21 protein-coding genes, 1 tRNA gene and 4 pseudogenes are annotated in these 26,172 nt (G+C 60.9%); 9 read left to right on the forward strand and 17 right to left on the reverse strand.

What is annotated here, in order from left to right; genetic code table 11:
- Positions 1-51: 51 nt before the first annotated feature.
- Positions 52-128, forward strand: a tRNA-Met gene (locus tag E5N76_RS02485).
- Here the strand turns inward: E5N76_RS02485 and E5N76_RS31315 are convergent.
- The 8 genes from E5N76_RS31315 to E5N76_RS02530 form a co-directional block, all read right to left on the reverse strand.
- Positions 85-1,959 (reverse strand): recombinase family protein, encoded by a 1,875-nt coding sequence (locus tag E5N76_RS31315; RefSeq protein ID WP_408021690.1) that lies wholly within the window; start codon positions 1,957-1,959, stop codon positions 85-87. The two genes, E5N76_RS02485 and E5N76_RS31315, sit on opposite strands and share 44 nt — an antisense overlap.
- A gap of 2 nt (positions 1,960-1,961) precedes the next feature.
- Positions 1,962-2,141, reverse strand: coding sequence for a hypothetical protein (locus tag E5N76_RS02500; RefSeq protein WP_149535738.1), 180 nt, complete (start codon positions 2,139-2,141; stop codon positions 1,962-1,964).
- Between the two features lie 89 nt (positions 2,142-2,230).
- Positions 2,231-2,641: a hypothetical protein gene (locus E5N76_RS02505; protein ID WP_149535739.1), complete on the reverse strand. Its 411-nt coding sequence runs from the start codon at positions 2,639-2,641 to the stop codon at positions 2,231-2,233.
- Positions 2,642-2,643: 2 nt separating this feature from the next.
- Positions 2,644-3,108, reverse strand: coding sequence for a hypothetical protein (locus tag E5N76_RS02510; RefSeq protein ID WP_149535740.1), 465 nt, complete (start codon positions 3,106-3,108; stop codon positions 2,644-2,646).
- On the reverse strand, positions 3,105-3,587 hold the full coding sequence (locus E5N76_RS02515) for a hypothetical protein (protein WP_149535741.1): 483 nt from the start codon (positions 3,585-3,587) through the stop codon (positions 3,105-3,107). The genes E5N76_RS02510 and E5N76_RS02515 overlap by 4 nt, the downstream gene beginning before the upstream one ends.
- Positions 3,588-3,590: 3 nt before the next feature.
- Positions 3,591-3,857 (reverse strand): hypothetical protein, encoded by a 267-nt coding sequence (locus E5N76_RS02520; protein ID WP_149535742.1) that lies wholly within the window; start codon positions 3,855-3,857, stop codon positions 3,591-3,593.
- A complete protein-coding gene (locus tag E5N76_RS02525) occupies positions 3,850-5,565 on the reverse strand; it encodes a type IV secretory system conjugative DNA transfer family protein (RefSeq protein WP_149535743.1) in 1,716 nt (571 codons plus the stop codon). Before E5N76_RS02525 ends, E5N76_RS02520 begins: the two co-directional genes overlap by 8 nt.
- Before the next feature lie 3 nt (positions 5,566-5,568).
- On the reverse strand, positions 5,569-6,816 hold the full coding sequence (locus tag E5N76_RS02530) for a hypothetical protein (RefSeq protein ID WP_149535744.1): 1,248 nt from the start codon (positions 6,814-6,816) through the stop codon (positions 5,569-5,571).
- A 92-nt stretch (positions 6,817-6,908) separates the two neighbouring features.
- Between E5N76_RS02530 and E5N76_RS02535 the strand changes: the two genes are divergently transcribed.
- From E5N76_RS02535 to E5N76_RS02560, 6 genes and pseudogenes are all read left to right on the forward strand, one after another.
- Positions 6,909-7,712, forward strand: coding sequence for a hypothetical protein (locus E5N76_RS02535; RefSeq protein ID WP_149535745.1), 804 nt, complete (start codon positions 6,909-6,911; stop codon positions 7,710-7,712).
- A gap of 76 nt (positions 7,713-7,788) precedes the next feature.
- Positions 7,789-8,281: pseudogene (locus tag E5N76_RS02540) on the forward strand (IS5 family transposase); the annotation flags it as partial.
- Positions 8,282-8,984: 703 nt separating this feature from the next.
- Positions 8,985-9,662 carry a class I SAM-dependent methyltransferase gene (locus E5N76_RS02545; protein ID WP_149535746.1) on the forward strand — a complete coding sequence of 226 codons (678 nt, stop codon included), beginning with the start codon at positions 8,985-8,987 and terminating at the stop codon, positions 9,660-9,662.
- Between the two features lie 156 nt (positions 9,663-9,818).
- Positions 9,819-11,843: a glycosyltransferase family 2 protein gene (locus E5N76_RS02550; RefSeq protein ID WP_149535747.1), complete on the forward strand. Its 2,025-nt coding sequence runs from the start codon at positions 9,819-9,821 to the stop codon at positions 11,841-11,843.
- A 1-nt stretch (position 11,844) separates the two neighbouring features.
- Entirely contained in the window at positions 11,845-12,906 is a 1,062-nt protein-coding gene (locus E5N76_RS02555) for a glycosyltransferase family 4 protein (protein ID WP_149535748.1), read from the forward strand.
- Positions 12,907-12,917: 11 nt separating this feature from the next.
- Positions 12,918-14,231, forward strand: a complete 1,314-nt coding sequence (locus E5N76_RS02560; RefSeq protein ID WP_149535749.1) for a UDP-glucose dehydrogenase family protein — start codon at positions 12,918-12,920, stop codon at positions 14,229-14,231.
- A gap of 629 nt (positions 14,232-14,860) precedes the next feature.
- Here E5N76_RS02560 and E5N76_RS02565 read toward each other — a convergent pair.
- The 7 genes and pseudogenes from E5N76_RS02565 to E5N76_RS30235 all read right to left on the reverse strand — a co-directional run.
- Positions 14,861-15,202, reverse strand: a complete 342-nt coding sequence (locus tag E5N76_RS02565; protein ID WP_149535750.1) for a hypothetical protein — start codon at positions 15,200-15,202, stop codon at positions 14,861-14,863.
- A 396-nt stretch (positions 15,203-15,598) separates the two neighbouring features.
- A complete protein-coding gene (locus E5N76_RS29310) occupies positions 15,599-15,958 on the reverse strand; it encodes a hypothetical protein (protein WP_187829939.1) in 360 nt (119 codons plus the stop codon).
- A gap of 75 nt (positions 15,959-16,033) precedes the next feature.
- A complete protein-coding gene (locus E5N76_RS31540) occupies positions 16,034-16,735 on the reverse strand; it encodes a DDE-type integrase/transposase/recombinase (protein WP_235907550.1) in 702 nt (233 codons plus the stop codon).
- Positions 16,736-16,797: 62 nt separating this feature from the next.
- Positions 16,798-18,438, reverse strand: coding sequence for a hypothetical protein (locus tag E5N76_RS02590; RefSeq protein ID WP_149535753.1), 1,641 nt, complete (start codon positions 18,436-18,438; stop codon positions 16,798-16,800).
- A 344-nt stretch (positions 18,439-18,782) separates the two neighbouring features.
- The gene (locus tag E5N76_RS02595) at positions 18,783-21,239 is read right to left on the reverse strand and encodes a GT-D fold domain-containing protein (RefSeq protein ID WP_149535754.1); all 2,457 of its coding nucleotides are present in this window, start codon (positions 21,237-21,239) and stop codon (positions 18,783-18,785) included.
- 255 nt (positions 21,240-21,494) lie between these two features.
- Positions 21,495-21,787 (reverse strand): annotated as a pseudogene (locus E5N76_RS02600) (transposase); the annotation flags it as partial.
- Positions 21,733-21,950 (reverse strand): annotated as a pseudogene (locus tag E5N76_RS30235) (transposase); the annotation flags it as partial. The pseudogenes E5N76_RS30235 and E5N76_RS02600, both read right to left, overlap by 55 nt.
- 51 nt (positions 21,951-22,001) lie before the next feature.
- Between E5N76_RS30235 and E5N76_RS02610 the strand changes: the two are divergent.
- Positions 22,002-23,092, forward strand: a pseudogene (locus tag E5N76_RS02610) (IS256 family transposase); the annotation flags it as partial.
- A gap of 317 nt (positions 23,093-23,409) precedes the next feature.
- Here the strand turns inward: E5N76_RS02610 and E5N76_RS02615 are convergent.
- Complete coding sequence (locus tag E5N76_RS02615) at positions 23,410-24,471, reverse strand: M48 family metalloprotease (protein WP_149535755.1); 1,062 nt, start codon at positions 24,469-24,471, stop codon at positions 23,410-23,412.
- A gap of 282 nt (positions 24,472-24,753) precedes the next feature.
- Here E5N76_RS02615 and E5N76_RS02620 point away from each other — a divergent pair, with 282 nt between their 5' ends.
- Positions 24,754-24,993, forward strand: a complete 240-nt coding sequence (locus E5N76_RS02620) for a hypothetical protein (protein WP_149535756.1) — start codon at positions 24,754-24,756, stop codon at positions 24,991-24,993.
- A 186-nt stretch (positions 24,994-25,179) separates the two neighbouring features.
- Here the strand turns inward: E5N76_RS02620 and E5N76_RS02625 are convergent, their stop codons facing one another.
- Entirely contained in the window at positions 25,180-25,530 is a 351-nt protein-coding gene (locus E5N76_RS02625) for an H-NS histone family protein (protein WP_149535757.1), read from the reverse strand.
- Between the last annotated feature and the right edge of the window lie 642 nt (positions 25,531-26,172).

Genomic DNA, 26,172 nt, shown 5'->3' on the forward strand with positions numbered 1-26,172 from the left:
GGGCCACCTCGCCGGATCCTCGGAAAACCCACCTGCCACACACCACACCACCGCGGGGTGGAGCAGCCCGGTAGCTCGTCAGGCTCATAACCTGAAGGTCACAGGTTCAAATCCTGTCCCCGCATCCACCGCTAGCGCAGCCCAGGTATCCCGGATAGTCCGGCGGTCTTGGGCTGCTTTGCGTTCGTGGACAGATCGCTCCCCCGCAACCACCGCTACTACAGCCTCGGCGTCCCGGACTATCCGGGATGTCGGGGTTGCTCGGCGTTCTTGGCTAGGTAGGTGTCCGCCAGCCACTGTCATAGCGGCCTCTGCTAAGCAGTCGCTGATCGATCCAGGGCTGTTGTCCAGCGCCGTTTCATTCACAGGTTGAAGTTTTGACAGTTCACCCGCGACGGTGAGCCTGCCGCTCTTGGTGGCGATAGAGAGGATACCTGCCAGGTCGCCAACCAGGTCCACTGTCAGGCCTTTGCCGCCCTCCCTGGGCGTCAACACAATCTTGTCGATCAGCGAGCGCAGGATGGTCCCCGCCTCGATTCGCGTTGCCTCGTCCGCTATGGAGGCGATGAGGTTGCGAATTTCCTTCTGATACCGGTTCGCCATGTTCGGGTGGAATAGGACCGGGGCCTCTTCCGTCTGGTTCAATAGTTGCTCGAGTTCCTCTCGCCGACGCTGGATGACGACGGCCCTGTCCCGAATCAGCTCCGCCGGCACCCCTTCCGCAATAGACCGGATGATCTGCTGCCGCTCGCGCTCGAGCTTTGCCTGCTCCACCCTGAAGCGATCGATGGAGGCGTTGTGCCGTCTGCGTAGCTCATTGATCCGCGCGGTATAGGCTGCGCAGAACTCGGCACAGAGCTCCTCATCCATCAGGTGATCACGTAGTGCCCGCAGCACTGCACCCTCCAATTCTTCGCGCCGCATCAGCTGTCGGTTGGTACAGGTGCCTTTGTTCCGGGCTGCGGCACAGCCAAGCCTGTCGGTCGCGATCGTCGTGAAACCGCCACCGCAACTGCCACAGCGTGTCAGACCGGCGAAGAGGCTCTTGGGCCGGTTCTTGGCCCAGAGCGGCTTGTCCTTCTTGTTCAGCTCGCCCTGCATCGCTTTGACGCGATCCCAAAGACCCTGATCGACAATCCGCAATTCAGGAACAGATCTTCGGATGAGATCGGTCTCTGGATTCATACGGGATACGCGCTTGCCCGTGTCGGGGTCTTTAACGTAGCGCAGCCGGTTCCACACCAGCTCGCCGATGTACAGCTCATTGTTGAGGATGCCAGTGCCCCGCTCACGATTGCCGTAGATCGTGCTGGCGCCCCACTCGCCCCCGGACGGTGCTTTGACGCCGGAACGGTTAAGGGCGGCAGCGATGGTCTTGGGCGACAAGCCTCGCAGATAATCCGCAAAGATGCCGCGGACGACCTCAGCTTCGACCTCATTGATCGAGCGTTCGCCGCGGGTATAGTCACCATCATCGGCGATCCGCTTCACGACGTCGTAGCCGTAGCACTTCCCGCCGCCTGACAGGCCCTTCTCAACTCGGCCCCGCAATCCGCGCCGCGTTTTGTCCGCCAGGTCCTTCAGATAGAGGGCCGACATCGTGCCTTTCAGGCCGATGTGGAGTTCGGTGATCTCGCCCTCTGAGAGGGTGAACATCATGACGCCGGCGAACTTTGTGCGCTTGAAGACGCCAGCGATGTCTTCCTGATCGCGGGAGAAGCGGTCCAGCGATTCAGCAAGGACGATGTCCACCTTTCCCGCCAACGCATCCTGGACAAGCGCCTGGATGCCAGGTCGCAGAAGAAGCGAGCTGCCTGAGATGGCGTAATCCGTATGAACCCGAACAACTGACCAACCCTCCCGATCAGCTCGTTCGCGGCAGATGCGGACCTGATCCTCGATCGAGGCTTCCCGCTGATTGTCCGATGAGTACCTAGCGTAGATGGCGACGCGCGGCATGGCTATTCCTTTTCCGCTTGCGGTTGAGGCGCCTTGCCGGAGGTTCGCAGCAGATGGGCGTAATCCTTGTCGGCAGCTTGGCGGGCGAGCAGCCGCACGAAAGCAAGGACGCGCGGATCCCGCCCTTTGAGTTTGGGCGCTCCTTCCTTCCGATCTTCTTTGTTGCTGCCGTTGGCCGTCAACGTCTTCCTGCCTTTCTTACCGAGTTGCTCACAGGATTGGGTACTATATCTTAAAAAGAACAAAAAGTGAACAAAAAAGGAGAAAAATCCTATTTTGTTCCTTTTTCGCCCTGGAAATCATGGTTGAAGGCCGCCTGGCCGCCACTATCGACGACTCGGACGGCCCGGATCGCCCTGTAAAGGCACCGGATGCGCGGCTTAAGACCGACGATCAGGGCCCGCTTATGTCCGACGGCGTCGATCGACAGGATGCTGACCTGCTGACCCACCACGGGGCCGGCCAGACAGACTGCCAGCAGCCCGGCCTTTTCGCCTTGGTGCAGGAGGTCGCCGTAGACGCCAAGCGTTGCCAGACCTAACCCGGCAATGCCCAGCGCCAGCCAGAGGGGATCGCGCCGAATATGGGCGGTCGTGTTCGCCACAGGATAGAAGCGCCGCGGCGTGGCCACGATCGCCTCGGTGACGAGATACGTCCCGTCGTCATACACGCGCTTTGCCATGATTATCGAACACCTGAAAGGGCAGGGATGCCGCACACGTTGCTGACCGCTACGTCGATGACGCTATCGACGACGCCGGCAATGGCTTGCGGCTCCACCAGGCGAAAGCTGGCGGTATGAATGGTGTAGTCGAAGCGCATTGCGGCCTCGGCGCGCTTCGCGGCGCAGGTGCAGCGCCCCGTCCTCTCGGCCGAGGACAAAGGCCGCGGCATCGCCAGGTCCCGCAGGCGTTGCTCCAGTGCCCGCAGCTCGGGCAAGCCCAACGTGTCCCCGAGGCCAATGCCGGGGATTTGCAGACGCTGCTGACGGCGCTCCAACGCGTCCGCACAGCTCGGGATCGTCGTGGCGACCTGCTGCCGTTCCATGGCGCGCGGCGCGAGCACCACGTAGTTGAAGCCGAGCCACAGCGCCGAGGCGACCAAAACCCCGGCCATCGAATCCGGGATCCGATCAAGCCATTCGATCACGGCTGCCTCCTCTGCTGACGTTCGGGTTTTGGCGCAGGATCGCCAGCCGCCCCGGTGAAGGCTCGGGTCAGCTTGGGAGAGTCCATGTTGCGCACGATGGTGTTGCTCATCCGCGCCTTGATGCCATTGATCGTGGCCAGGCGCCGCGCGGTGCGGCTTTGCACTGCCCGGGAAGCCAGCTTGAGCACCTCCTCCGGGAAGACTGTACGCTCCTCACCCGGCGGTGCCGGATGCTTGGCCTGCTGCTCCAGCCGCTTCTGCCAGATCCGGATCGCCTCCTTCGCCGTCCAGCGATCCTGAAACCTTCGCGCGTGCTCGACCGCCTTCGCCTTGAGCTTGGCCGCACGTCGCTCGACAGCGGACAGCGCCTTCACCGTCGCCGGATTGCCACCGGCGCGCGTGAAGCTCTTCGGCGTCGCCTGCTCGAAATCGGCAGATGCCGATCCGGCCGCGCCGGCCTTCCCGGCGTTCTTCGCCATGGCCTATCGCTCCTGGCGATGCGCCAAGGCGACCAGCGGGCAGTCGCCATTCGCCCGCACAAGCTCGTAGGGATGCAGCCCCCAGTAGCTGCACCGATGATAGTAGGGGCTGGCGCGCGGGCCGGACCAAACGTAGCTCACCCGCAAATGCGGCGTGCCGTAGATGGTCGCCGCCAGCCAGCCGCCGCCCAGCACGGCAAGCCAGAGCAGATTGCGCGCCCTCACGGGCGCCACGAGCAGCGGGCCGCCCATCGCCTTGCGCTCAGCCATTCTTGCCTTCCTTCTTCGGGTAACTGACTTCAATGACTGGCTTGCTGCGCAGCCTCGTGCCGGTGATCGGGCTCGGGTCCACCCAATCCCGCCAGGGCGTCACCTGGCCGTAGTGCACAAGCTTCACGCGCACCGGATGCATGCCGCGCACGAATACCCAGGCCTGATCGCGCGGCATGGCCAGCACCTCGTCCGGCGTCATCAGCGGACGCGCGGTCTCGCGGCTCGACAGGCCGATGTCCTTCACCGAGGCCTGATAGCTGTATTCCTGCGTTCGGATCGTGGTCCGCGCGAGCTGTTCGCTGACATGCTTGGCGCGGGCCAGGGAATTAAGGCCGGCGTAAACACGGACATCGGAATAGGCCTCGATGGCTGCCGCTGCCTGTTTGCCGTAACGCTCCTCGAGCCCGTCAAACCCCTGGATGTAGAAGTCCGCGGTCACGCCGAGCTGGCGCATGGTCTCTAAGTCAGAGACCAGGTCGTGGAAGCGGTAATTGAGGGCTTCCTCGCCCACGATATGGATGGGATGGCCATTGGGCCGCGCCTTGCAGGCCGCGATGATGTTGTGGTTGATCAGCGAGATGTAGTCCGAGAATTCCCGCATGTGGCTCAGCGGCGTCATGATGAAGACGATGATCTGCCGCTCGCGCAGGCTCTTAAGATTGTGGATCGCCGCCTGTCCGTAATCGCCCAGATGGCCGGCCGGGTTGAAGGGGATGAAGCGCTGGCTCGCGCCCTCGAGGAAGGAGGCGAAGTTCTCCTCGTTTTTCTTCGCCCGATGCAGCATGTTGCGCGCTTCGGTCCTGAGCACCGCCAGGATGCGATCGTTCGGCCGCGAGCTCTCCCACTTGCTGACGATGTCTTGGCAGCGCTTCAGGAAGGCGGTGGGATCGGCCAGCAGGCGATACGCTGTCGTCGGCGTGCAGTTGGCCGGATCGATGTATGCGGTGCTCAGGATGACGACCAGAGTGACCCTGCGAGAGCCATGAGCGAAATACGGATTCTTCTCTTCGCTCTTTAGCGGGTAGTGGATTGCCGCGAGATCCGCGGTAAGTTTGACGGCGTCCTTACGCTGCCTGTCATCCCCATACATGGCGTCAATGACGGCCTGGTAAGGGTTGACGACGGCTTCGCCGACGACATCCAGGTGATGTTTCGACGGCGAGAGCACCCACACCTCATAGCCGGCGCGGCGCAGACCGCGCGCCAGCATCATCGCCAGCTCTTCTTTGACGTCGGGTGCGACGATGGAGAAGCCGAGCCGGGCGCGGTGCATAATGCTGCCCATCACGCCGGCCACGGTCTTGAACCCGCCGGGCGGGCTCTCCCAAAGCATGAAAGGCGTCTTTGCTGGCCGCCAGACGGGGCGGCCATCGTCATCGAGGCCGAGAAGCTCGCCGTAGTCCTGCACCGCCATGCCGCGTGCTGCGCGTTCCGCGGCCGTTGATTGCCGGGCCGATCCATGATCCTCGGTGACGTGCTGGCTGAGCGCCAGGTCGCGGCGGGTGCGGTAGTCTTTCACCAGCAGGCGCAAGCCTTGGGCGACGCAGGCCGCTGTGCAGATCAGCGCTACCCCATGGTAGAAGCGTTGGACGCCACCGCTCCCCGGCCCCGGCGCGCTCCACCAGGCGAGGCCGAGAAAGGCCGCGCCGAGGATGAAGGAGCGATTGACCTTGCCGCTGCGGACGCGGGGGCGGATCTTCTGCATCCGTCAACGCTCCGGATCGTGGCGACCAAGTCGGCGCGGATCACCCTTTTGCGGCCCGCGCTTGGCGATCTCGATCACCTCGCCGCCCAGGGCAGGCTGACGCAGCGCGAAGAGATGCTGTACGGCCTCGTCTTCGTCGCTTCCGCGGCGCGGCTGCCGCGGCGAGGTGCGCTCCATGGCCCAGCGATAGGTCAGGAAGGCGTAGACCCACAGCACCGTGGGAAAGATCAGCTCGACCACCGCCGTGATCGCTGCAATCGGCGCGAAATGCCCGACATAGCCGAGCGCATCGGCCACCCCCACCTGGCCGGGGAAGGCCGGCAATTGCGGCCCGCGGTCGCCGATCGACGAGATCACGCTGCGCAGCGTAGCGGCGTGGCCTCGGAGAATACCGGTCAGCTGCCGCGAGACATCCGTCCGGCCGGGAATATCGACGCCGCTCGCCAGCTCACCGGCAAACGCGGCCACCAGCATCCGGGGAACCGCCTCGCCCAGCTCGCCGAGCGCCTGGCGGATGTGGCCGTCCAAGGCCTGGAGCTGAGACCGCTTCTCCTTCGCCCGGCCGTCGCCTGAGCGCAAGATGTCTTGGTATCGACCAAGCATCTCTTCCAGCCGGGCGATGATCTCCGGCCGCGCCGTGCTGCCGGCCAGAACCTGGCCGGCAATTGCTTCCGCCCGGCCCAGCCGCTCCTCCAGGATGCGCGCCACCGGCCCCCGGCCGCCATTCCCGCTGCCGGAGAGACAGGAGCTGCGCATTTCGCAGTCGCGCTTTGCGGCCAGATCCGCGACTACGGCGCTGATCGCCGGCACGACCCGGGCCGCTTGCGATGCCGCCTGGCTCTGCGCCGCCACGACTGCGGTCAGCTTAGCGCCGTGCTCCTCCAGCTTCAGCTGCGCGACATCCTTCAGGACCAGGCCCGAGAACGTGGCCGTCCACAGGCCAGTCCCCACCGCCAGGATGGAGAAGACCGATGCGATGCCGGCGCCGGCATAGCCGATATTGGCCAGCGGCGCCCCACGCTCGACGGCGAGGCGATTGACCCCATAGGACACCGCCATCGCCGCGACCGCGAGCAGCGCGATCTTCATCCAGACACCGAAGCCGTCGCCGCCGATGATGTTGGGCAAGGCCAGCGCCAGGATGCCGGCCGAGGCGATCGCGCAGACCAGCAGGGTCACCGACTGGAACGACAGCTTGCGGCCCGGCGGCAGCCGGGTAAGCTCTAATGTGCGATCGTCCGTTTCAGGCATGCGAAGCCCTCCTTGGCCAACGCAAGCCGTAGGCGGTCGCCATCCGGTACGAAAAGCAGGCAAGATGGGGTAATCCGGTACGGGACGGCTTAATGGGCGACGACTCCATCGACTGGTCGAAATCCACGCACCGGGAACGGGCCTGCCTGAGTGGCCCGGTACGCGCCCTTCGGCAGCGGCTTGGCCTTCCCTGGAGCGAGGTTTTTCGGCAGGCGTTTGGCCCGCGGGATCACGTCGGGACGGAGTACGAGAGCAATCTAGCCAGCGGGCGTATAGCGGTAGCGAAAGCCTGGAAGCTGTATGAATGGCTCCGCGGGCACGACGCGGCGCTCGCCGCTGCGGTCCATACTACGGTTCTCGAACTACGCGCTGCTCGCGTTATCGACGGTCCGCCAGGCTGGGAGGCACTTCGGCAACTCGACCCCTCGCTGCAGGTTCGTGTCCTAAAGGGCGAGCCGTGGCTTGGCGCGCTAGATTTCGCGCGGCGCCATCCGGTAGACCCCGCCGACCTCGCCCTCATGGATGAATTCTACTTCGAGATCGATGCGCCCATCCCTGGCCGCGCCATCGCTTTTCACGGCCGGCATGGGCTTTGGTATCTGCTGCCGCTCAGCGAGGAGGCGCCGACCCTTGAATTGTCGAGAGGCACTAATGCTCTTCCTACCGATGGGGAGGGGCGCCCATACCCGCTCCGCGAAGACGAGCGAGTTGGTCAGCACACTTTCATTTTCGTGGTCCTGGATGCGCCGAAGACTGCGCTGCCCGCACCCCTGCCTGACACTGGCTCGCCCGTCCGGCCGGAACTCTTGAATACGCTGGCGGAGCGCATCCTGGCCGTCCCCCAAGGCAAACGCGTAACCGGCCGGATCACACTCTTTCTAAAGCATGCCCGGTAGCGCTCTATCCGACGGTGTCCCAGCTGATCCAGGCCCAGGGGGCGCTGACGGGGCGGTATCGCATTTGCAGTTCGGCGAAGCCAGTCCGACGGCAGCGGTGATCGACAGCCAGAGCACGAAGACCACCGAGGCGGGCGGCCCGTGCGGCTACGACGCGGGCAAGAAGGTGATGGGCCGCAAGCGGCACGCCATGGGTGGACACCGACGGACGCGCGCTGGTGCTGCACGCCCACCCCGGCAGCGTGCAGGACCGCGACGGCGCGCCGCCGCTGCTACGCGCCTCGCGGTCACGATGGCCCTTCGTCGAACTCGCCCTCGCCGATGCGGGCTACGCGGGCGAGCGCGTCGCGGGTGCCAGCCCCATCCGCATCGAGATCGTGCGCAAGCCGAAGGGGGAGGTCGGCTTCGCCGTCCATGCGCGAAGGTGGGTGGTCGAGCGCTTCTTCGCTTGGATCGGCCGCAACCGCCGTCTCGCTAAGGACGTCGAGGCCTCCGTCGCCTCCGCCGAGGCCTTCCTCTACGCCGCCTCCGTCATGCTGCTGCTACGCCGCCTCGGCCGTTGCAGATGAGATTCGAGACGGGCTCTCAGAAAACACAGGCGAGATCATCACATCTGTCATGCTCACCACATCGGCGAGCAACGCTCATCACCACAAGGCGGCCATCAGCTGACGCTTACCTCAGTAGGGCTTCGCCATCCTGCCCCGGCGCCGGGTCATCGAACGCAGCTTCGGTTGGCTCACCCATTGAGGCGGCCTACCCTGCGACCGCGCTGGTCGTCTCGACGTCTCCGTAGCCCGCATTACCTGCGCTGCCGTCCTCGCCTCAACCGAGGCTCTCATCAACCCAGCCTGAACCACGCAAGCGGCCTCTTAGAGGAACGTCCATCCACTGCTGGGCGAAAAATCGGTTTGACTGCCGTTCGTCAGATGCTAACGTTTTGTGCGCTGCAGCGGAGAGCTCCGGGCTACTCCTACGCGATGCAAGGACAGTTTCAGGCTGTCTAAAAAATACAGTCGGGGTGCAAGAGCGGAGAGACGGGATAATGCTGCTGCAGCGCTGCCAAATACTTCAGGCTTGCGACCAGCGACCGCATTGCCAAGCAGCTGGCTTGCTGCTCATCACCGCCATGCACCACAACTAATATGTTGCGGATACGTCGATGCCGAGACAGCCTTCCCGTTGATTATGCGGTAACACTTCGAGTCGAAGATTACCAGGAAATCGATCGCGATGAGATCGGAGGCGAAAATGACTGTAGTTCGAAAATCTATGAAAGAAATCAACGTGGCCGCTACTCTTGAACGGCAGTTGCAGTTTATAGACTTCGGCTGTGGTTCCGGTGGATCATTTTCTTTCGCCGCGTCCCTGCAGCCCGGTGAGGGGCTCGGCATCGACACTTCATCGCAGATGGTTGAGACTTGCAAGGCAAAAGGAATTTCTGCGCAAGTCGGCAATCTGCTGGAGTTCGAGGGGAGGAATGTTGCCGTTGCGACATTTGCACTGGACCTGCTCCCAGAGCTCCAAGGGCGGCTGGCCTTTGAGAAGGCTCTTACTAATCTGGTGCGTGCCGCCCGTAATTATAGCGTAATTCAGCATTCTTATTTTGATGCTGATGCCGAATTGGCAGTGCGCGGGGCTGCATTGGCTTCTAATGACCATAAGCGAATCCAGTATAAGCCAAACATCTCTGATTACCTCAATTTCGCCCGGCGGAACGGCAAGGCTCTGAGCTTGGTCGGACTTGGCATCTTTGGGCTCGGCTCTGCTGCGGCAGAGCCGATCAACCTAGAGAGTTCAGCCGTCGGAAATGACGGTAGCGAGGCGCTCGCCAACACCTTTCGATCGCTTCGCGTAATTTTCGGTCGACGTGATGTCGGTCGGTTTCGCTCGGCTCTGCAGAAAGCAGCAGCAGGGAAGTCTCTTTATATATGGGAAAACGCGGCCTGAAGATCGCAACAGCGGCTTCCGGGGCGGGAAGTTGTTCGAGGCTTGCTTTGTGCGTGTCCTCGACACGTACGGCGGCTCCAGCATGGGGCGGCGGTTAAATCAGGCTAGGCTCGTTGTGCTGAGCTCGCTGTGTATTTTGAGGAAAGAGGCGAGGCGATGGAAGGCAATGCCAAAGAGGCAAAGGCTAAGGTGGGCGAGAAGCCGCCTCAGGCCGTTGGGCATCGCAATGCCAGCTTGGCACCCGATGGCCCCAAAGCCCCCATTGGTGCTCTAGATCTTATTAGTGACGAGTTCGCCGTATGTGGTTGGGCGTGGAACGAAGCTAAGCCGACGCAACCGGCCAGTGTGAACATTCACATCGACGGTGAGCATTTGGTGTCGCTTAACCCGCAGGAATTTCGTGCTGATCTGGTAGCTGCAGGTATCAGTCACGGCTGCTTCGCCTTCCAGTGGCAGATTCCGCACTCTTATCATGACGGTAAGCAGCACGAGATTTGTGTTTTTCATGCCGATCACGACCGGGAGCTTCCTGGTTCACCTATTAGCATAGAATTGCCAACACTTCGGCATTTAGCCGATGCGCAAGCTCTAAGTCCATTTGTCAATCCAGACTTAGCCCTTTGGCCGAATGGCCTGCAGGGGCCGCTCTCCTCGCCTGTTCAGGAGATTACGCCAGGCTTGGTAGTGGCTCTTGGTGAGAAAGCTGGTAATGCCAGCTTTATGGTCGCTGAAACTAGGCCGGTCGATTCGCGAAATTCATCTTACTACGGAGTACGTATAGAAGCTGAGCACCCCTCCACGCTCTGGATTCACCACCGTGTTGCACTGCGTAAATTTCAGCAGCTCCAAGCACTGACCGACTTCTCTCTCGAGGTGGCACTCGGTGCGGCGGAGGAGGTGCTGATGCAGCGCCCGTGCGAGATTTGGCTCACCCGCCAAACCAATGAGGGGTTCGAAAAACTTCGGCGCCTTTCCCGAGGGCGGATTTTCCGCCGTCCAACGCTTTTAACTTACGCGGTTGCGTTAACGGACAAAGAACAAAAGCTGGCCGCAGCCCGGGTCCTCCATATCGGACTGCTGGTCGAGCGATGCCGCTCCGTGCGCTTCTTTCCGGCGCAAATCATCCGACCTTATGAACCGCCATCGGAAGGTTTCGCCTCTTTCGAAGACGTTCGTCTAGCTGAGGCGTTTGAGAAGTGCAGTGAGCTTGCGCGGGCCAATAGCAAAGCCGAGCTATTTAATTCCCTGTTACCCCCATTGCGCCAGACTACGGCTGATGATGCTAAAGAGAAAGCCACGTTTGCATCTTCCCTTTGCCTGTCAAGTCAATACCCCTTCACACAGATCGTTGTGCCGGCGTATAATGGCGACTCGGTCGTTGTCGAATGTTTAAAATCCATTCAGCGAGAAACCACGACTCCCTTCCAGGCGGTAATTATAAACGACGGTAGTCGGAAACATACCCGGGAAATGTTGCGTACTTTTGTGGCTAGTGACCCCCGGTTTATCATTTTGGACCGCACCTTTAACAAGGGCTATACAAAGTCCATCAATGAAGCTGTTAAGGCCACTTCCGCCGAATGGGTGGTCATCCTTAATAGCGATACGGTCGTCTCACATGGCTGGCTAGCGAAAATGCACGATGCCGCAATGTCTGATCCAGATGCTGGAATGGTCGGGCCGTTGTCAAATGCGGCAACTTGGCAATCTATTCCTAATGTCAAGGAACCAAATGGGACCTGGTCCAAAAATGAATTTATTGAGCCAGATGATGTCCCTCGAGTGCAGAGCGTCCTCAGCGAAATTTCCGAACGCGGTTATCCTTCCTTACCACTCCTCAACGGGTTCTGTACGTTGATTCATCGCGAGGTTTTTCGACGCTGTGGTTTATACGATGAAGATGCCTTTCCTATTGGATATGGCGAAGAGACGGACCTTTGTCTAAGGGCGACGAAAGCCGGCTTTAAGCTGCTGTTGGCCGATGACTGCTTCGTCTATCACAGGAAAAGTGTGACTTTTGGCACGAAAGGCCGAAAGCCTCTTAGTCGAGCTGGGTCTATGGAGCTGATGAACAAGCATGTCGGCACCTCTACCGCGGCTTTGGAGCAGATCATGCAAGATAATCCAACGTTGACGCGTGTGAGATCGCAGCTCGCTGACCTCCGGACCCGGTTGCGCTAGGATGGCACGCATTGCGTTCATTCTCCCCGTATCCGGGGGCGGCGGTGGTGCGCACTCAGTTGTGCAGGAAGTCACAGCCATGCGCGCTCTTGGAGTCGATGCCACTATTTTAGTTAATGAGAAAAATATAGGATCTTTCAAAAAAAACTACAGCCGCTTCGGCTGGGTGGCGACCGATGTCGGCGTGTTTACGGGTCCGAAGGATCTGGGGGAGACGCTTACTAACTTCGACATGGTGGTTGCGACAACTAATACGTCTGTACATTCGATCGCGGAAGCGTTTGCTATCGCTAAGAATCCTATTCGTGCCGGCTACTATGTTCAGGATTACGAGCCTCTATTTTATGAGGTAAACTCTCAACACTGGAATATTGCAGTATCATCTTTTAATATTCTGAAAGATTGCACTTACTTTGCTAAGACCCGCTGGTTGCGAGACATCGTTTACGCAGTGCATATGCATTCCGTCTCTGTGGTGGTGCCGAGCATTGACTTTGGCATATACCATCCCACTCGGCGGTCTCCCGGGGATAAGCGAGTGATCTCGGCCATGGTGCGACCTTTTACACCTCGTCGGGCTCCGCATCGTACGATGCGCATCCTTGCTAGAATCAAAGCCAAGTATGGCGACCAGGTCGAGATACGTACTTTTGGTGGCGACCTACCCGATCTTCATGTTTTCAAAGTGCCGGTTTATAACGGTATTGAGGTAATGGGTTCGCTGCTACAAACAGAGGTAGCTTCGCTGCTTCAGCAGACGGATTTCTTTCTCGATCTTTCTGATTATCAGGCTTTTGGCCGCACAGCAGCGGAGGCCATGGCATGTGGCGCCATTTCCCTCGCTCCAGTTGTTGGTGGAGCTTCCGATTTCATTGAAGATGGTCGGAATTCTTTTCTTGTCGACACTCGAGATGAAGCCGAGATTTTCACTGTTGTCGAGCGGATGCTCTCAATGAGTGGCGAGGAGATCCGGTTAATGCGACTTGCGGCAATCGAGTCCGTTATGGGATTTACGCCGATCGCGGCGGCGCTTTCCGAACTTCGCGCTTTCGGCTTTGCATAAGGATTACGTAGATGCGAGTGGCGATGGTTGGCGCGGGTTATGTCGGTCTGGTCTCCGGCGCATGTTTCGCCGAGTTCGGGACCGACGTCTGCATCGTGGACACCGATGCTGGTAAGATCGACGCCCTGCGCGCCGGCCGCATCCCCATCTACGAGCCGGGGCTCGACAAGCTGGTGGAGGAGAATGCGCGGGATGGCCGCCTGACCTTCACCACCGAGCTGGAGCAGGCGGTGCGGGGGGCGGATGCCGTCTTCCTCGCCGTCGGCACGCCGACGCGGCGCGGCGACGGCCATGCCGATCTCACCTATGTTTATGCCGCCGCCGAGCAGGTGGCGAAGGCCGCCTCCGGCCCGCTGGTGCTGGTGACGAAATCCACCGTGCCGGTCGGCACCGGGCAGGAAGTGCTGCGGATCGTCCGTCGCGCACGGCCGGACCTCGCCATCAGCGTCGCCTCCAACCCGGAATTCCTCCGCGAGGGCAGCGCTATTGGCGATTTCATGCGGCCGGACCGGGTGGTGATCGGAGTGGAGGAGGGGCCGTCCGGCGAGCGCGCGGCGGCGGTGCTGCGCCGGCTCTACCGCCCGCTTAACCTCATCGAGGTGCCGATCTTGACAACAAGGCTGGAGACGGCGGAGCTGATCAAATACGCCGCCAATGCCTTCCTCGCCACGAAGATCACCTTTATCAACGAGATCGCCAATCTCTGCGAGAGGGTCGGCGCCGATGTGCATGACGTGGCACGCGGCATGGGGCTGGATGGCCGGATCGGACGGAAATTCCTGCATGCCGGGCCGGGCTATGGCGGCAGCTGTTTCCCGAAGGACACACTGGCGCTGGCCCGCACCGCGCAGGATTACGGCGCGCCGGTGCGGCTGGTGGAAACCACCATTGCGGTGAACGAGGCGCGCAAGGCGGAGATGGCGGAACGCGTCATCGCCGCTTGCGGCGGCAGCGTTGCCGGCAAAGCCGTTGCCGTGCTCGGCCTGACCTTCAAGCCGGAAACCGACGACATGCGGGATGCGCCCTCCCTAGTCGTTGTGCCGCGGCTGGTGGAGGCCGGCGCCACGGTGCGCGCCTTTGACCCGCAGCCGGCCCATGCCAGGCGGGTGCTGTCCGGCGCCGTCGGCTTCTGCGACTCCGCGCTGGAGGCCGCGAAGGGCGCCCATGCGCTGGTGCTGCTGACCGAATGGAACGAGTTTCGCGCCCTTTCGCCGGAAAAGCTGAAGGCGACGATGGCAGGGAATGTCCTGCTCGACCTGCGCAATGTCTATGACCCGGAGACAATGCGAGAAGCGGGGTTTCACTACATTTCGGTTGGCCGCTGAAATTGAACCATTAGATTAAGATTAATCGGAGGCGACTGTGCCATATCACATTAACGAAGACTACACGCTTAAGCGCGTGTTGGTCACCGGTGGCGCTACCTTTCTAGTGCATTGACCCAGACGGAAGGTGCAGCCCCGATGGGAAGATGTCGCCCAGTGAAGGGCCTCTCGCTGCTGGCACCTGAATCTTCTGAATGCGTCTGAGCACTAGGGCCACATCTGTGTGCCAGACTCCTAGTGGACAAGATCTGACGTAAGAGACCGGGAGGGGATTCCCCAAGGCGGGTTGGATCTGATTCAAGCTGTCTGTCTGCGAGGAGGCCGACGGCCATGTCCAAGGCGCTGTCGGTCGACCTTTGGGAGCGGGTGGTCGCGGTGGGAGGGTCCTGCCGTGCGGCGGCGACATGGTTCGGGGTGAGCGTGTCGAGCGCGATCCGTTGGTACGCTATGGCGCGGGAGACGGGATCGGCCGCACCCGGCCCGCTCGGAGGCGACCGGCGAATCAACCCGCACCACTTCATCCCGGGACCAAACACCTATAGGACTTCCGCCGTATCGCCACCCGCTACGACAAGTTGGCCGCCAACTTCCTCGCCGCAGCCGGCTGCTGCTGGTTATGAGTCCAGAAACTAACTCTGTCTGAGATTTTGTTGCCATTCTTGAATAGCCAACATCAGCGCTTTTAGCCGCACGCCCCGGTCTTGCAGTTCGGCGCGTTCTTCGGGGGTCATGTGCAGATCCCGCCAATGATCATCACGGTAGCCGATTACTTCCTGCAGCACAGTCCAGCCATGGCGCGAGGCGGCGGCGATGCCGATAGCAGCTGCCATTCCGGCCGGCAGATATGCGGCGGCGATTACGGACTGCGCCACCGGATCATCGGTATCGTCAAGAAATTGTATCGAATCTAGGATGGCGTCGCTAAAGCGGGCCCTGATAAGGGCCTGCTGAGTGCTGGTTATGCGGATCATCTTAGAGGCTGTCTCTGAACGCTGCGGGAATGCGGATTGGATGGTCGCGGCGGGTGTGGTTCCAAGGGGTTGTTGAGACCGAGTTGGATGTTCTGCCCGATGTGGACCGCGACCACCCGCGTCTAGCATAGGCGCGACGGCCTGCGCTTTCCCAGTGGCCTGGTCGATGCGGAATGGGCGGTGCTGCAACCGCTACTGCCCGCCCCATCGCCGGCGGGGCGGCTGCCGAGTTGGCCGATGCGCGAGGTGGTCAACGCGATCTTCTAAGCCCTGCAAGGCGGCACTTCTGGCGGATGCTGCCGGACTGCTTTCTGCCGCACCAGACCGTCTACGGCTGGTTTGCTGCCTCTCGCGACGCGCGCGTTTGGGAGGCGCTGAACCACCACCTGATCCTGCTCAACCGCGAGCGCGCCAGACGCAGGCCAGCCCCTCGGCGGCGGTGATCGAGAGCCAGAGTGTCATGAGCAGCGAGGCCGGTGACCGCGGGGCTACGACGCTGGCAAGGAGGTTCAAGGTCGCAAGCGGCACGCCATGGTGGACACTGATGGCCGCTCGCTGGTCCTGCAGTGCCATGCGGCCTCCCTCCAGGGACCGGGACACGACCTCCCGCTGCTGCGGGCGTCCCGGTGGCGCTTCCCCTTCATCCTGCGCGCCTTCGCCGATGTGGCCTACGCCGCAGAGCGCGTCGCTGAGGCGATCTGCATCGCTATCGAAATCGTCAGGGAGCTGAAGAATCCAGTCGACTTTGCTGTCCATCCGCGCCGTTGGGAGGCATGGTCACGTTAGGCGGCGAGTTGGCGAGCCTGCGGGCACGATGGAGTTCGTGACAGCTTACGCCGCCAAGTGGGCGCAGGTCTCCCGCCGCCAAATGCGGAACACCTTGTCGCGCGTCCTTCGATGCGGACCACCCATCATTAGATGCCGCAGCGGACGGAAATGGCCATAGATGAAGGCATGGGCCGACAGCAAGCGCTGCGCCTGCTCCGCCGATTTGACGCCCTGCTTCTGCCGCTCACGCCGGCGCGTCGGCCGGTGCGAGTTCTCGGCCCTATTTGTTCGGGTAGCGGCTGGCCGATGCTTCACCCGCGGCAACTCCTCGCGCCTTGCCACGCCGTAGCTGCGCAGGCCGTCGGTGACGAGGCGCTTCGGCTTATACCGCACTCCATGCAGCAGCCGCTTGAAGAAGCGCTTGGCCGCGCTGCATTCCGGCAATCCTGGTATCGAGCACGACGCCATGATGGTCGACGGCGCGCCAGAGGTAGTGCAGCCTGCCGGCGATCCGGAGGAAGACCTCGTCGAGGTGCCAGGTGTCGCCCGGCCGCGGCCGTCGCCGGCGTAGCTTCGAGACGAGGTCCTGGCCGAACACCAGGCACCAGCGGCGGATGGTCCCGTGCGCGACCATGATCCCCGCTTGGCCAGGATCAGTTCGACATCGCGCAGGCTCAGGCTGAAGACGTGATAGAGCCAGACGGCATGGTGGATGATCTCGGCAGGGAAGCGGTAGCCGCGATAGGTCGTGCGCTCAGGCTTCATGCTGCCAGCTTCGCCTGGGCGTCTCGTTCAGGCCATGGGCAATGAACGTGACAATGCCGAGCCTAGTCAAACCGCAACTGAAGGGTTCGAGAACCTTCACCAATTTCGACCATGCTGCTACCGAGCTCTTGCCGAACAAAGGGGCTGCTAAGTACCCAGCCGGCAGGCGCCTCGATGGGCTTGTTGTCCACCTCCGGCCGCCGGTCGCTGTCTCGGAAGAAGCGGAGGCGGCCGGCGCCTCCCAGGCCCTGGAAGCTCACCTCCCCGGCGTCTGCCCGCAGGGGCGCAGCGAGCACAGCCGCCTGGAATGCTTCAAAGCTTTCGTAATCCAAACGCGCTGAGGCCTGGATGATGACAGGCGATCGCTGGTCCAGTAGCCTGAAACTCGATTCAGTCGGATTGGCTACATAGCCGCCAAACACTGGGCGGGTGGCGACGTAGGCGCTGCCCTCGACAAAAATCCAGCCTTCTCGCTCGATCCGCCGCAACCGGGGGCCGACCCAGATTGCCATGTCGCCGGTGCCGCGGCTGAAGGGAGACGGGAGACGCTGCACGATTTGGGTCCCACGGCTCTGCGCTGCAAGCACAGCATTGTATGTGGAACGCCCTCCCTTAGGGGCGGGCGTCGCGTAGACACGAGCGTCGAGGCTGTCGCCCAGCACCACGCCGTTCCAACGGTTCTGGCTACTGATAGCGGCCCACCGGTCGGCGGGGAGGCGCGGGACGATGCTCGCACCCATGACGTAGCCGGGGGCAGAGAACGTGTAGCGCGTGATGGCGGTTAGATCTGACGAGAGAGAATAGCGGGCGTCAGAAAACTTCGCGGCTGCAACGCCAAGGTTGCGCGTCCAAGCCGCGAAGCTGCCATATCTATGAGGGTTCCGAGCGATGTCCTCGACCACGCCCGGGAGTCGGTAAGGCGATGTAACCATTGGCAAGTAGGCCGGGTGCCACGCCTCGCGTGGGCATTCGCCTAGGCCTGTGTAGAGCCATGGTAGGTTATCGGTCGGTCTGCCGGCGAGCAGATGCCTAGGGTAGGCTCGTGCCTTGCTGCCGCCGTGTACACCGCCAATTTGCTCTTCAGCCCAAATTGCCCACCAAAGCGTAATGAAATTTTCGCTTGACTCCCGTAGTGCCGGGTCAGTTGCGAAATCCATAAAGTTGTAAACAACGCTCAGGAAATATTTCGAATAGGTCGTCGAGAAGAACTCCACAGAAAGGCCGGACATGAAGCGTGATCGGAGGAAAGCTTTCAGGTAAGCGGTCCAGGCGGCCCTTTGTGCTGACGAGTGCGAGCCGTCGCTGTAAGGCTTGTTCCGAAACCGCTGGTCTTGTTCGAGCAGTTCTGCGGCGGCCCAGCAGGTGTGAACACGCTGCAGATCCAAATTCTCGCTTCCCCACGGGCGCAATACATTGACCGGATCGGCTTCACTGATCCGGCAGTTGCCTTGCGCCCAAGCGAAAAACAGCCTCCGTATGTCTTCGTCTACCTGGCCTGAAAGCCGGTGCTCCACCAATGGCGTCTCACCGCCGAACAACCCGACAATCCGAAACAATAGGGTGGACACTAGGAAGGAAAAGTCCACGGTTTCGGCGCCTGGCCTTGAACGGTACGCATCCTGTACGGGAGCACCATACGCGGCTGCAACCGCAAAGCCCGTGCGCTCGAGCGCAGTCCCCAGGAGACGGTTCGCTTCGTCCACGCGACCCGCTTCCTGGTGCAGGTTTAGGATTGCCAGCGCGAGGGCGATTTGGCCTGCGACACAGCTTCCCCTAGCAGGTTGGTCCACCGGGCAATTTGGATTGGGGAATGGATACAGGACTTGATTCACCAAAATCTTCGTCCGCCGTCCAGCCAGGCCCTCCGATACGGGGTGCTGCTCCTCGGCTAACGCAAGTGAGGAGACGCACGAAACTAGAGCAGCGAATGAAACCGCAAGCGCCGCCGTCAGCTGCCTCCGCGGGCGTAGTGAGCACCGAAGCCTGCCTGCACGAACCAAATGGCCGACAAACTCTAGTATAGGCGCGCCAGGCATTCGGATCACCATCACACCAAGCTCAGCTCTGTTCTTGTTTCAAACCCACTCCGGGTCGCCACTCCGGCCCAAAGATCAAACACGGAGCCTATATCCACAGCAATGCCACCCTGATCACGCACGAGTTGGCAGTATCGCTTTGCCGCAAGACCTGCCCCGACAAGGAACAGTTCGCCGGGCTCACGTACTTTCAAGTCGCGCACGATCTCATTGTAGACGTCGGGAACATGCCGGCGGACGCTATCCCCCATCCACCGAGCCTCGCCCGGAATTTGGATCAGTCTTGCGTCCGGCCGGGAATACTTATGGCGGAAGCCATGGAGGATATTGCGGGACGTGATGAGCGACACGCTAGCACATTTCGCTATCAACCGGTCGAGAACGCCGTCATTAAGCAATCTGAAATGCAGGTCGCCGATAAATTTGTCTTTCCCGGTGGTTATTCCTTCCTTATCAAGTAGGATGGAGTTGGTAGCATGCTGAAGATCCCTGGATTGCGGATCCGGCACGCCCACAATGTCGCACGATCGGATAGCAGCTTCCAAATCGCTTAGGAAAGCACCGTAGTCGCCGACTTCGATCTCCGCGCCGAAGCAAACTTTAAGGGAACGATTCAGCCAAACCGGGGGATAAAAGTTTGGGTATGCCAGGGCACGGATTTCGGCGTGGCTCACCCTAACTACCGACAAAGGCTTCCGCGTCAGCACGCTCTCTTCGATTCTCCTTAGAATCGAGTCGTTCGTGGGCATCCTCATTTCACGAGGATGCGCCTGTACTGCTGTGCTCACATAAGCCTTGAGGTGGTCGAGGTTTTCGAGGTCGTCGATCTCAAAGGCTTCGAGTTTGGGTAGCGCGTCCGACGGGGCCGAGGTGAGTCGTGGAACGCCATCCACGCCGATCTCGAAGCGGTACTCATACCCACCCACGCGCAGTGTCATACCGCTCATCACAGTCCCCTCCACACCTGTGAGCTGAGCCAGTGTGGCTTCGGGCGATGCCAGTAGATAGCACCACCAATCTGAATTGCTGGCCTGCGCTAACACGCGGAATCCGGCGGCAGCGGCAAGGCGTTTGAATTCTTCTTCGGTCCATTGCTGATAGCAGTCTTCCGGCAAATTGCGCGAAGCGGCTGTGAGAGGGCGCATGCTCACAACGATCGCCGAGGAGGGCTCCGTCAACTCGGCCGCAGCCTTGAGAACACCCAAAGGGTCGGGCACGCGCTCGAGGATGCCCGACAGATGAAGTATGCGGCGCTGGCTATTCCCGTCGGGTAACACAAGCTGCCAATTCTGCGAAAGCGGCCGGAACGCCTGGTCAGGAGCCAAACGTTGGAGAGTAGGAAGAAAATACGGGTAATCGACGGTCGTAAAATCTAGCCCTTCCAGCAACGGATGCGGTGTGGCGCGCGCCGCCCACAAACCGAGGCCCCAGCCGACCTCGATGCATGACGCAGCCTGACCGCGTGCCAGCAGCCGTATCATGTCAGCAGCATGGGAATTCGGTTTGACGCTCAACTTTTTTTGAAACGGCGCCACAAAATGCCGCACCCGGGTACGGTCGGTGACGCCCACATCAGCCTCGTTGTCGCGGATCATGGACCGTAGTGAGAGTGGCTGACTGGCGACCCGGCCAGTGCTCTTGCTCCTTGCTCTGGCTCGAACGGATGATGCCGGTGCGAGGGTAGCTCGCATTGCCTCTTGCAGCCGTTCGGCGATACATATCTCAAAAGCCGGCTTATAGTGGCCGAGATCCTGGATCGAATTTTCCAATCCGGCATTGAGTACGTAAGGTGTCGGATCGAAGGCGTTGCAACCAGCCTCGACCGCTGCGGCTTCCATCGCCTCGATGATCAGCCTGCGTTGCGGCACTGATTTTCCCTGGTAGTCTGTGTTGAAGTGGGACACAAAAAGAACGGGCTTTCTCAAAAAACGCCTTATACGCTTGATGTCCGATAAAATTTCTTCAAAGGATTGATCTTCGACCTTCAGATTATTAACGACCTCCCTTTGAACATCATTGGCAGATTCAAAATTATACTGCGACATAATATTCCTGCCGTGTCTAACCAGGGGCAGCCACCAATTCTTTTGTGTCTTATCGTCAGACACAAGAAGCTCTCGGGTTCTGTTAATTTGCAGATAGACAGACTTAAAGAGCAATTTACGGATGGATGACACTTCGACGACGAACAGGTCTGTCGTCGCAAATTGGTCATGAAAATCCGCGATATCGTTATGTTCCGGAACTCGCCAATTGTCCGGAATATTCAAAAATGGCCGCAACCTCGACGGTACGGGGCGGGATCCCGTGATCAGCTCGAATTGTTGGAATATTTCCGACGTGTAGTGTGCAAAGCCAAATATATTACCCTGATGCATTTCTGCAGCTTTTCTTTGATGCAGAATCGAGCAGGGCGTGTGTACGCGGCAGCTTCCAAACACTGTGATGGTTGGTTGCTTGAAGTCCATTGCGATCTCCTTTGTATTATTTTGTACTAATTGTAGCTGCCGTATACGCCGGCTTGGGCCAAGGGAAACAGCCTACCCTTAACTTACCGCCGACCCACTGATTGATACCGGAATCCCGCCTTGTGCATCAACCCTTGATCATAACTGTTCGCAGATCGAGTAGTGCGGTACCCGCCTTCGTTGAACGTGGCAGCTCAGATCGAGCGCGCGGAACTCATTCCATTCGGTAAGAAGAACCAAGGCGTTCGCGCCGGCGCGTCGCCAACTCTGGCCGACAGCGGCGTATTTCCGGCCCCAAGGCCCGGCCTCGAAGGCCGGCAGGGCGGCCTCAGCGGCAGCGGGGCGATGGCGCGGTAGATGTGTTTCGGCGCAACTGCCACGACCCGGCGGTCCTTCCAGGAGACCAAACCCAGGCAGTGGCGCACCGGGTGCACGATGAAGGTCTGCACCGTTGCCTCGGGGAATACCGCCAGGATTACCTCGGGGAAGCCCCTCAGGCCATCGACAACGGCCAGGAGAAGGTCCTCCGCGCCGCGGTTGCGTAGCTCAAGTAGTTCGTGCACTCGGCTGGGGTGAAGATTGCGGCGATGCGATCGATGGCGCCCAGAGGCCATCGAAGGGGCGTTCAGCGGCCTTGCGCAGCATCGCCTTCAGCTTGGCGAACGCCTGCTCGATGGGGTTGAACTCGGGGCTGTAGGGCGGAAGGTAGAGCTAGCTTGCGCCCACCGCCGGGTCTGTCGGAATTTCCGTGTGTGGTCGGTCATGCTGGGAAAGAAGGAGTTCCCTCATGGCCGCCGCAAAGCGCCCCGGATCCCGGATGAGATGCTGGACCAGCTGTTGTCTGGTGCCGATGCCAGACTGCCTTCGACCAGGGCGGGCTGTTGGATCAGCTGAAGAAGGCGCTGGCGGAGCGGGCGCTGAACGCTGAGATGGACCATCACCTGGCGGGTGAAGCCGGCGTCGGGAACAGCCGGAACGGCTATGGCCGCAAGAGCGTGGTCACCGACACCGGCCGGATCGGGCTGGAGGTGCCGCGGGACCGCCAGGGCAGCTTCGCCCCCCCAGTTGATTGCCAAGTACCAGCGGCGCTTTCCCGGTTTCGACGAGAAGATCGTGTCGATGTACGCCCGCGGCATGAGCACCCGCGATCTCCGGCCATCTGCTGGAGCTCTACGGCATTGAGGTCTCGCCGGACCTGGTCAGCGCCGTCACCGACGCGGTGCTGGAGGAGATCGCCACCTGGCAGGCCCGGCCGCTGGAGCCGGTCTATCCCTTGGTCTTCTTCGACGCCCTGCGGGTGAAGATCAGGGACGAGGGCCTGGTCCGCAACAAGGCGGTGCACATCGCGCTCGGCGTCCGGGCCGACGGCACCAAGGAAATCCTTGGCCTTTGGCTCGAGCAGAACGAGGGCGCCAAGTTCTGGCTGCGGGTGATGAACGAGCTCCGCAACCGCGGCGTCGAGGATGTCCTCCTGGCGGTGGTGGACGGCCTGAAGGGCTTTCATGAGGCGATCCTGGCGGTGTTCCCTGAGGCCACGGTGCAGACGTGCATCGTGCACCTGCTGCACCACAGCTTGGACTTTGTCTCCTGGAAGGACCGCCGGGCCGTGGCGGCGGCGCTGAAGGACATCTACCGCGCCATCGACCCCGCCGCAGCGGAAGCCGCTCTGGCAGCCTTCGAGGCCGGCCCCTGGGGCCGGAAAACGCTGCCATCGGCCAGAGCTGGCGGCGCGCCTGGGCGAGGTAGTGCCGTTCTACGCCTTCCCGGCCGAGGTCCGTCGTGTCCTCTACACGACGAACGCGATCGAGGCATTGAATGCCAAGCCGCGCAGCGCCGTCCGCAGCCGAAGGCACCAAGGGCCTATAAACGCCGCTTTGGTATCTGCTGCCGCTCAGCGAGGAGGCGCCGACCCTCAATCGCCGAGAGGCACCACCTACCGATGGCGAGGGGCGACCATACCCGCTCCGCGAAGACGAGCGAGTTGGTCAGTACATCTTCATTTTCGTGGTCCTGGATGCGCCAAAGACTGCGCTGCCCGCACCCTTACCTGACGCTGGCTCACCCATCCGGGCGGAACTCTTGAATACGCTGGCGGAGCGCATCCTGGTCCCTCAAGGCAAACGCGCAACCGGCCGGATCACACTCTTTCTAAAGCATGCCCGATAGCGCCCTATCCGACGGTGTCCCAGCTGATCCAGGCCCACGGGGCGCTAACGGGGCGGTATCGCATTTGCAGTTCGGCGAGGCGCGCCAGCTCATCGTCGATTTGATCGATGTACTCGTCGGTGTAGCTATCCAGGTCCATCAGCCCAAGTTTGACGAGCACACCAATCATCTCGTCCATGCGCTTGTCGAGCAGTTCAAGAAAGAGCCGTTGGTCGAATTCAACCTTCCGGCGAAAGATCGCAAACAGCATATCCTTCAGATAATAAGCCCGAACCATCGGCGCCGGATGAGAGGATACTTTACGGATTTTCCGCCGGACGCCCTGCACATAGGAGAAGAAAGCGAACGCCGCGGTGACGAGAATGGCCAGCGTATGCTCCAGATGCCGCCCGTCGGCTCTGGCGAAGACCGCGGCCACCCGCTCACTCTTACCGCATTCCTCCACCAGCTCCTCGATGAAGCGCGCAATAAGGGTGTTGGCGACACCGTCCGCCTCATATTCCCAGGCTTGGCGCCGCTCCGCTATCTCCGCGGGCACAATGGCCCGCTCCAAGAGCTCTGCGACGCGATGCTTCCCCTCCAGCACGGCACGCGCCTCTACATGGCCGCTGACGATATGTCCCAGCTCATGATAGGCAATGATGCTGGAGCACGCATCGGCGATCGTGCCGGCGGCAAAAGCGCGAATCCCGTTCAGGGCGATATGCCAAGTCTGTCGGCGGTCGAAGTTCGATGGATCGACAACGGCCGGAAGTGACATGCGGCTGGCTCTCGTCCCACGGGTGTCGAGAAAGGGTAGAAACTTGCGGTCGGAAAGAATGCGGTAGAACAAGATCGTCACGAAGAGCGGCACCGACGCATTGATTTCGATCCGGAAGGCCGCAGCATCCATGCCGGCATAGGCGTTAAAGCTGCCGTCGTTTATGTATCGGAACTCAATCGGCTTGCGGCCTTGGCCGTAACCTTCCCTCAACGAGCGCGCAACTGATCTGACGCGCGACTGAAGATGTTGATATTCCCGCCGCAGCCCCTCGTCGCTGATTGCGCCGATATCGAAGGGTGTCATCGTTGGAATATCCCCGCAGGTTGACCGGGATACGACGAATATCGGCGGAAGGCATCGGGAGGTGTCGATGATCGCGCTGGCTCCCGTCCTTTCGCAGCACAGGCCAAATCCAGCCTGATGTCGATGCGCCTACCAGACGCCGTCGCCCGATCAATGGCCGGCCCGCTCCATTCAGGCTGCCGTGCAGCCCTCCCGTGTTGACCATGACGCGGGCGCCGTTGCGCCTGGTTCTTTCCGCGCATCGGCTGGATTGGCCAGCCGCTAAAGCGAAAGGAAAAGACCATGACCACCACGAAATCAGACCGTCCACTGTTCCGCGTAACATTCTCCCGTATCACCGGCAAAGATGCGAGCGGCAACGATCAGCTTGCCCGCCCCAAAGAGATCGGTGCCGTCTGGGCAAGGAAGGGTGACAAGGCCGGCGGGGTCATCTCGCTAGACCTGATCCCCATCGAGCTCACCCAACGCCAAGGAGTGCTGTTTCTCGTCCCCGTCGTCAGCGGAGATGCGGACCCAGCGTAGGGCGATAGCGCCACTACAGCGGTGCTGGATGCCATCTCCCCGATAGGGGAGGTGGCTACGCCGCTGTCAGGCTGCGGAACCCGCAGATGACCCGCTCCACGTTCGTTCCGCAGCATCCAGTTGATCATCGATCCCATGCCCGCCATTGGGCGTCTGCTGACAGGGTCGGTCGCGGCGTCCCGATGTCTAGATACGGAACTCGTCTCGCTTTCGCCCCTCGGCTTCCATAGCGGCGAGCCAGCGCGGCAACCGGCCCCGTCCACTCCAGGTCTCGCCGTTGGGTCCACGATGGGTCACGGGGGCGCCTTTCGTCGAGGGCTTTCGTGACTTGCGGTCCGGGGTGGCTGGCGGCGCTTGGGTCGCCAGGATTTCCTTAACAGACAAACCCGCCGCTTCCGCCTCGCTCTGCCATTTGGCGAGCATGGTCGCTTTCGCCTCGGCCTGGAGCTCCAAGAGCTTTGCTTCGATCTCGTCCCTTAAGGCGATAAGCTCCTGTGCCGTCCTGCCATTGAGATCGATTTTCGGCTTATCGGCCATGTCTGTCTCCCATCCTGCACCACCTCCATATCGGCAGTAGGACTACCGTTCAATAGGTGAGAAGAGAGGAAAAGCCAAAGCCAGCTTCAAGTGGCAAAGTTAAGATATCTACAAACAAAAAATCGAAAGGGTAAATACAAAAAAAAGAAGAACAAATCAAACAAGCAGGTCTGAAAACCAAACCAGATCAAAGCAAAAAGAACCAAATATGAAAAAGAACGAAAAAGGCTACGTTCCGCAAGATGTGTGCTGTATGACAGCACGGAAGTGCGATGCGCCTGCGGCGCATCGGCAAGGGGGGGCAATGGCCCCCCCGTTGCATCCCCCGGCTAGAGCGTGCTGTGGATGAAGTCGAAGGAGATGGTTGCCTTGACGAGTTCGGGGCGACAAAACGTGGGCCGACGACGGTTTGGGGCAGTTGCCATAAGGGCAAGACGACGGAAGCGGAGCCCAAGCGAAGCTACGCACGACCCGCGTCAATCGCGGCGTGCAGCTTGGGGCGGTTTCTTCCGCTTGGCTCCATCGTCGCTTGCGCAGCGGCCGCTCGCGGGCCTTTCGGCTGGGAAGCAATTTTGCCAGGGCCAACTGGCCCACCCTCCCATTTGAAATGCCAAGTTGGCCGCAGTATGCTCAACAGATTTA

The sequence above is a fragment of the Siccirubricoccus phaeus genome, from assembly GCF_008360935.1.
Lineage (GTDB): Bacteria > Pseudomonadota > Alphaproteobacteria > Acetobacterales > Acetobacteraceae > Siccirubricoccus > Siccirubricoccus phaeus.

Coding starts and splice junctions, on each gene's coding strand:
- E5N76_RS31315 (WP_408021690.1), bottom strand. CDS start 1,959: ATGCCGCGCGTCGCCATCTACGCTAGGTACTCATCGGACAATCAGCGG.
- E5N76_RS02505 (WP_149535739.1), bottom strand. CDS start 2,641: ATGGCAAAGCGCGTGTATGACGACGGGACGTATCTCGTCACCGAGGCG.
- E5N76_RS02515 (WP_149535741.1), bottom strand. CDS start 3,587: ATGGCGAAGAACGCCGGGAAGGCCGGCGCGGCCGGATCGGCATCTGCC.
- E5N76_RS02520 (WP_149535742.1), bottom strand. CDS start 3,857: ATGGCTGAGCGCAAGGCGATGGGCGGCCCGCTGCTCGTGGCGCCCGTG.
- E5N76_RS02525 (WP_149535743.1), bottom strand. CDS start 5,565: ATGCAGAAGATCCGCCCCCGCGTCCGCAGCGGCAAGGTCAATCGCTCC.
- E5N76_RS02530 (WP_149535744.1), bottom strand. CDS start 6,816: ATGCCTGAAACGGACGATCGCACATTAGAGCTTACCCGGCTGCCGCCG.
- E5N76_RS02535 (WP_149535745.1), top strand. CDS start 6,909: ATGGGCGACGACTCCATCGACTGGTCGAAATCCACGCACCGGGAACGG.
- E5N76_RS02545 (WP_149535746.1), top strand. CDS start 8,985: ATGAAAGAAATCAACGTGGCCGCTACTCTTGAACGGCAGTTGCAGTTT.
- E5N76_RS02550 (WP_149535747.1), top strand. CDS start 9,819: ATGGAAGGCAATGCCAAAGAGGCAAAGGCTAAGGTGGGCGAGAAGCCG.
- E5N76_RS02555 (WP_149535748.1), top strand. CDS start 11,845: ATGGCACGCATTGCGTTCATTCTCCCCGTATCCGGGGGCGGCGGTGGT.
- E5N76_RS02560 (WP_149535749.1), top strand. CDS start 12,918: ATGCGAGTGGCGATGGTTGGCGCGGGTTATGTCGGTCTGGTCTCCGGC.
- E5N76_RS02565 (WP_149535750.1), bottom strand. CDS start 15,202: ATGATCCGCATAACCAGCACTCAGCAGGCCCTTATCAGGGCCCGCTTT.
- E5N76_RS29310 (WP_187829939.1), bottom strand. CDS start 15,958: ATGGACAGCAAAGTCGACTGGATTCTTCAGCTCCCTGACGATTTCGAT.
- E5N76_RS31540 (WP_235907550.1), bottom strand. CDS start 16,735: ATGAAGCCTGAGCGCACGACCTATCGCGGCTACCGCTTCCCTGCCGAG.
- E5N76_RS02595 (WP_149535754.1), bottom strand. CDS start 21,239: ATGGACTTCAAGCAACCAACCATCACAGTGTTTGGAAGCTGCCGCGTA.
- E5N76_RS02615 (WP_149535755.1), bottom strand. CDS start 24,471: ATGACACCCTTCGATATCGGCGCAATCAGCGACGAGGGGCTGCGGCGG.
- E5N76_RS02620 (WP_149535756.1), top strand. CDS start 24,754: ATGACCACCACGAAATCAGACCGTCCACTGTTCCGCGTAACATTCTCC.
- E5N76_RS02625 (WP_149535757.1), bottom strand. CDS start 25,530: ATGGCCGATAAGCCGAAAATCGATCTCAATGGCAGGACGGCACAGGAG.